The following is an 867-nucleotide window of genomic DNA, read 5'->3' on the forward strand; positions in this document are numbered from 1 at the left end:
GGTCGCGTATCGCGGTATCGGCAGGAAGCGCGAGGCGCTCGAGAAGACCTCGAGCGGCCCGGTGATGTCGAGGATCTGAGCGGACGGAAATCCGACGATGACGATGCGTGGTTCGATCACTGGTTCTTCCTCTGGGAAGCCGTGTTCGGGTGATGTCGTGGCCGAGATCGTCAACACCGTGTCCTAGGTGAGCCAGTGAGCCGACCGTACCGTGAATATGTTCCCACAAACAAGAATCGAGACCCAGTGACTCCCCAACGCGGCGCCGACTTTCGGTGGTTATGGCTGTTCACGACCGTCGCCATCACGGCGATTGTGATTGCATTTGGGCGCTTCAGGAGCAACGAGCGAGTCGCGCGAACGATCGCAGCAGGAGTCGCACGTCGGCGAAGCGAACTCAAATCAGCAGCCTGAAGTACTTCACTGCAGAAAATCGATCACCCCTAGCACCAATCAACCTTGGAGAACGTCATGTCACCCACTTTCGTCCGCCGTCTCCCTGACAAACAGGAAGGAACAGCAATGACCGCCACCGCGGCCCCCACCGAACCCGTTCCGACCGCGCCCGGTCGTGAACGAGCACCGCGGCCGCCGCGGCACGGGCGCGCACGGCGGCTGGCGCGACGCACCGGAATCGCCGCTCTGGTCGCGCTCGCACTGATCCTTGGTTCCGCTCTGACCAACGCTGTTCTGAACCAGGTCGAGCGGTCCTCCACCTCTGCATACGGCGAGCGGGTATCCGTCACCGGCGGCACCCTGAACGTGTACCGGCACGGCGACACCGGGCCGACCATTGTCATGCTCGGTGGATACGGCACCGCATCGCCCGCGCTCGACTTCGCCCCGCTCATCCGTGAACTCGACGGC

The 867-nt window shown here is 63.1% G+C and carries 1 pseudogene; it reads left to right on the plus strand.

Going from position 1 to position 867, the window contains the following annotated elements:
- Positions 1 to 522: 522 nt before the first annotated feature.
- A pseudogene (locus AB4Y94_RS17775) lies at positions 523 to 867 on the plus strand (hypothetical protein); the annotation flags it as partial.

This window comes from Glaciibacter sp. 2TAF33 (assembly GCF_052114945.1).
Lineage (GTDB): Bacteria > Actinomycetota > Actinomycetes > Actinomycetales > Microbacteriaceae > Cryobacterium.